The 4,104-nt window shown below is 62.0% G+C and carries 4 protein-coding genes and 1 pseudogene; 2 read left to right on the top strand and 3 right to left on the bottom strand.

Translation table 11 applies throughout. From position 1 onward, the window contains the following. On the bottom strand, positions 1-327 hold a 327-nt coding region (locus BLX41_RS22275; protein WP_148059767.1), incomplete at its 3' end, for an RsmE family RNA methyltransferase. A gap of 121 nt (positions 328-448) precedes the next feature. Continuing rightward, positions 449-1,855, bottom strand: a complete 1,407-nt coding sequence (locus tag BLX41_RS22270; RefSeq protein ID WP_123726629.1) for an adenosylmethionine--8-amino-7-oxononanoate transaminase — start codon at positions 1,853-1,855, stop codon at positions 449-451. A 298-nt stretch (positions 1,856-2,153) separates the two neighbouring features. On the opposite strand from BLX41_RS22270, the gene BLX41_RS22265 reads away from it, so the two are divergent. Together BLX41_RS22265 and BLX41_RS22260 are read left to right on the top strand one after the other, a co-directional pair. Beyond that, positions 2,154-2,705: a cytochrome b gene (locus BLX41_RS22265; protein WP_123726628.1), complete on the top strand. Its 552-nt coding sequence runs from the start codon at positions 2,154-2,156 to the stop codon at positions 2,703-2,705. Between the two features lie 32 nt (positions 2,706-2,737). After that, entirely contained in the window at positions 2,738-3,334 is a 597-nt protein-coding gene (locus tag BLX41_RS22260) for a YceI family protein (RefSeq protein ID WP_031320659.1), read from the top strand. 142 nt (positions 3,335-3,476) lie between these two features. Here the strand turns inward: BLX41_RS22260 and BLX41_RS22255 are convergent. Then, a pseudogene (locus tag BLX41_RS22255) lies at positions 3,477-4,104 on the bottom strand (DEAD/DEAH box helicase); the annotation flags it as partial.

Raw genomic sequence — 4,104 nt, 5'->3', positions numbered from 1 at the left:
GATCGGAGTGATCTCGCCGACCCCAAGCTCGGTGGCTTTCTGGATCGCCCAGTCCATGCGTTCGCCCCGGGACAGACCCTGGCCCAGGTGAATCTGCAGCGGTGATTCGTCCTGGCCGGCAAAGCTTTCATCCAGCTGGACCCGTACCCGCTTCTTGCCCACTTCCACCAGCGTGCCGCGAAACTCCATGCCCGAGCCGTCGAACACCTGCAAGGCATCACCTTCGGCCATGCGTAGCACGCGTCCGATGTAATGGGCCTGGGCTTCCGGCAGTTCGTGTTCGCCAAGGCTCAAGGGGGCATCGATAAAGAAGCGGGACAATCTCATCTGGTTTCTCTGTGTTGTAGGAGCCGGCTTGCCGGCGATGAACGATGGTGCGGTGCGTGTCGAAGCGCTTCGCTGGCAAGCCCGCTCCTGCGCCAGAGGGTGCAGGAGCTGGGCGAGGGACTTAGCCCGGATCGCGGAAGCCCGGGTGGAAGTCCTTGGGCACGGCCACGCTGACGGTGTCGCGGGTGGCGATGTCGATGCCTTCGCTGGCGACTTCGGCGAGGAAGTCGATCTGCTCCGGGGTGATCACGTAGGGCGGCAGGAAATACACCACGTTGCCCAGGGGACGCAACAGGGCGCCGCGCTCCAGGGCGTGCTGGAAAACCTTCAGGCCGCGACGTTCCTGCCACGGGTAGGCGCGCTTGCTGGCCTTGTCCTGGACCATCTCGATGGCCAGGACCATGCCGGTCTGGCGCACTTCGGCCACGTGGGGGTGGTCCACCAGATGCGCAGTGGCGCTGGCCATGCGCTGGGACAGGGCCCGGTTGTTCTCGATGACGTTGTCCTGTTCGAAGATATCCAGGGTCGCCAGCGCCGCCGCACAGGCCAGCGGGTTGCCGGTGTAGCTGTGGGAGTGGAGGAAGGCGCGCAGGGTTGGATAGTCATCGTAGAAGGCGCTGTAGACCTCGTCGGTGGTCATGCACGCGGCCAGGGGCAGGTAGCCGCCGGTCAGGGCCTTGGACAGGCACAGGAAATCCGGGCGGATACCGGCCTGCTCGCAGGCGAACATCGTGCCGGTACGGCCGAAGCCCACGGCGATCTCATCATGGATCAGGTGCACGCCGTAGCGGTCGCAGGCGTCGCGCAGCAGCTTGAGGTACACCGGGTGGTACATGCGCATGCCGCCGGCGCCCTGGATCAATGGCTCGACGATGACCGCGGCTACCGTGTCGTGATGTTCGGCCAGGGTCTGTTCCATGGCGGCGAACATGTTTCGCGAATGCTCTTCCCAGCTCATGCCTTCGGGACGCAGGTAGCAGTCCGGGCTGGGCACCTTGAGGGTGTCCAGCAGCAGGGCCTTGTAGGTCTCGGTGAACAGCGGTACGTCGCCTACCGACATGGCGGCGATGGTCTCGCCGTGGTAGCTGTTGCTCAGGGTGACGAAGCGCTTCTTGGCCGGCTGACCGCGGTTGAGCCAGTAGTGGAAGCTCATTTTCATTGCCACTTCGATGCACGAAGAACCGTTGTCGGCGTAGAAGCAGCGGGTCAGGCCTTCGGGGGTGATCTTCACCAGGCGCTCGGACAGCTCGATCACCGGCTGGTGGCTGAAACCGGCGAGGATCACGTGCTCCAGCTGGTCCACTTGATCTTTGATGCGTTGGTTGATGCGCGGATTGGCGTGGCCGAACACATTGACCCACCAGGAACTGACCGCGTCCAGGTAACGTTTGCCTTCGAAGTCTTCCAGCCAGACGCCTTCACCGCGCTTGATAGGGATCAACGGCAGTTGTTCGTGGTCTTTCATCTGGGTGCAGGGATGCCACAGTACCGCGAGATCGCGTTGCATCCACTGGTTATTCAGGCCCATGTAGAGTCTCCTGGAGGCGGAATCGGGCAAGCCTATGCAATGCATGGCCGCGCGACAACCTATTGTGTGGTGCGGCGGTCAGACGGCCGCGGCTGGTACGCAAAGACGTATCAGGGAGCTTTCAGGGCACCCGCCCTTGGTTGTCCCTGATTTTTCTGAAAAGCCCCTTAATCTTTTCTTAACGAGCCCGGCCCAGACTATCGATCGTATTTCTCGATATTTCAAAGCAAAAAATTCCGCTTTAATTCGATAGGTAAATCGCTAGTCTTGGTCAGCGTTTCTTACAGGGTGCAACTCGATGCAGTTACGTAATTCTTCTTCGCGCTACGGCTGGGTAAGTATTGTTCTGCACTGGGGTGTGGCACTGGCAGTCTTCGGATTGTTCGCCCTGGGCCTGTGGATGGTCGGTCTCGACTACTACAGCACCTGGCGCAAGGACGCCCCGGACCTGCACAAGAGTATTGGCCTGACGCTGTTTGCGATCATGCTGCTGCGGGTGTTGTGGCGTTTTGTCAGCCAACCACCGCCGGCACCGGCCAATCATGGACGTCTGACCCGCCTGGGGGCCAAGTTGGGACATGGGTTCCTGTACCTTGCTCTGTTCGCGGTCATGATTGCCGGTTACCTGATCTCCACCGCAGACGGCGTCGGTATCCCGGTGTTTGGCTTGTTTGAAGTTCCTGCCCTGGTTTCCGGACTGCCGGACCAGGCAGATGTAGCAGGTGTGGTGCATCTGTACCTGGCCTGGGCGCTGGTGATCTTTGCCGGCATCCATGGCCTGGCTGCCTTGAAGCACCACTTTATCGATCGTGATGCGACCCTCACCCGAATGCTGGGTCGCAAAGCCTGATGTTCAACCTTGACTCAAAAGGAATAGAAAGCATGTTGAAAAAGACTCTCGCCGCTCTGGCAATCGGATCTGCTGTATTGGCGGCCGGTCAAGTGATGGCAGCGGACTACGTGATCGACAAGGAAGGCCAGCACGCCTTCGTCGACTTCAAGATCAGCCACCTGGGCTACAGCTTCATCACCGGTACCTTCAAGGACCTGGACGGCAAGTTCAGCTTCGACGCGGCCAAGCCTGAAGACGCCAAGATCGAAGTCAACGTGCGCACCGCCAGCGTGTTCACCAACCACGCCGAACGTGACAAGCACATCACCAGCAAGGACTTCCTCGACGCTGGCAAGTTTGCCGATGCCAAGTTCGTCTCCACCAGCGTCAAGCCTACCGGCAAGAATGCCGACGGCAAGCTGACCGCTGACGTGGCTGGCGACCTGACCCTGCACGGTGTGACCAAGCCGGTCGTGGTCAAGGCCACCTTCCTGGGTGAAGGCAAGGACCCATGGGGCGGCTACCGTGCCGGCTTCGAAGGCACCACCAGCATCAATCGCCAGGATTTCGGCAAGATGATGGACCTGGGCCCGGCGTCCAACAACGTCGACCTGTACATCACCTTCGAAGGTGTGAAGGCGAAGTAACTCTCGCTGGTAGTCACGAAGCGCCGACCTTGTGTCGGCGTTTTGCTTTGCTGGCGAAAGCGGCATTCACCGGCAAGCCGGCTCCTACGAAAAACGCCCCGGGTCTTGCGACCCGGGGCGTTTTTCATTTCAGCCTGCGGACTCAGCGATTGCGGGTCAGCAGTGCCGGCTTCTCGCCCCGTGGGCGGCTTGGCAACTGGTCCAGTTGCTCAGGCGTCGGGAAGCGATCGGCCTTGGACTCCTTGTGCATGATCTTCGGCTGGTTGCCCCGAGGATTCTGCACTGCCGGCTCCTGGCGTGGCTGTTCGTCACGGTTCGGGCGACGATTGCGCGATTCGTCGCGACGGCCCTGGCTGTCACGAGGGGCGCCGTTGCGTGGGCCGCCGCTGCGCTTGGCCGGCGCGGTGCCGGTGGTGCTGCCGTTGCTGTTGCGTGGGTTGCCGGAGCGACCTTGGCCACCACCAGCGCCGCCGCGTGGCGGATTGCCGGCACCGGCGCCTGTGCCCTGGGCCGGAGCCCCTGGACGGCGACCACGGCCCTGGTTGTTCTTGTTCTGGTACGGGCTGACGTAGTCAGCGCGGTTACCGAAGTTGTCCACGTCGTCGTCGAGGAACTCATCCGGTGCCCGGTCGGCACGTGGAGTTGGCTGGCGCTGTTCGCGGGCCGGAGTGCCTTCACGAGGTTTCTGCTCGCGGGCAGGGCGCTCGCCACGGGCCGGCTTGTCTTTGCCGCCCTTGTCCTTGCCCTTGTCCTTGCGACCGCCGCCGCCA

The sequence above is a fragment of the Pseudomonas protegens genome (assembly GCF_003732485.1).
GTDB classification, from domain to species: Bacteria; Pseudomonadota; Gammaproteobacteria; order Pseudomonadales; family Pseudomonadaceae; genus Aquipseudomonas; species Aquipseudomonas protegens_B.
This window is presented reverse-complemented; position numbering and strand designations above follow the sequence as displayed.